Below are 765 nucleotides of genomic sequence, written 5' to 3' on the forward strand. Positions count from 1 at the left end.
CATCTTGATAAAGATAGTCAAATTCTCGGCGAAAATGTTGTGCAATTAAAGGATTATAAATAATTAATAATGTTTCATCATTAAGATTATTAGCGGCATTTGACCAATTATGAGAACCTGTGATAATAGTATAATTATCTATGATGCCAAATTTATGATGAAGTTTATCTCCCCTCGGTAAGTTTGGAATACCTACCGTTTCAATGGGATTTTGCCAAGGGTTATTATTCTTTTCATATTGACATTTATTTAGTAATGCTACCCCTAATAAATCTAATCCTTCACTATAGTATTGATAAGCAAAATTAGGATCAATTAAGGCTTTAATTTCTACTCCTTCTAATGACTCATTTTTTAAGGTATTTGCTATTTTTTGATCACTAAATACAAATAAGGCTAAATCGATAGATTTATTTGCAGATTTAAGGGTATTTGCTATTAAACCATTTGGGGTATTTTCCCACGGTTTTGTTGGAGATGTTGGCGAAAATTTTACAATAACGTTACTATTGCCAATCTTAACAGTTTTTGGACGACGATCAGGCTTTTTTAAACCAAATAAACTATCTTTTTTTCTCCCTACTCCATCGCCCCAAAGATAGTTGAATTCTTGAGTAAAAATATTAGCTAATTCAGAACTATTTATCACTAAAAGATTATTAGCATTACCTCTTGTTTCTAAGTTGTCAAAATCTCCATGAATATCACTAAGAGTAAAGTTAGTCGAACCAGTTACCACTTTTTGCCCATCGATATTAATAAATT

Annotated in this window: 1 protein-coding gene; it reads right to left on the minus strand. The window is 30.5% G+C overall.

The window, feature by feature from the left end; genetic code table 11:
- Positions 1 to 765, minus strand: a 765-nt coding sequence (locus FWJ34_RS19415; protein WP_308256969.1) for a phospholipase D-like domain-containing protein, incomplete at both ends; no start/stop codon positions are given.

It is taken from the genome of Geminocystis sp. GBBB08 (assembly GCF_016743215.1).
Lineage (GTDB): Bacteria > Cyanobacteriota > Cyanobacteriia > Cyanobacteriales > Cyanobacteriaceae > Geminocystis.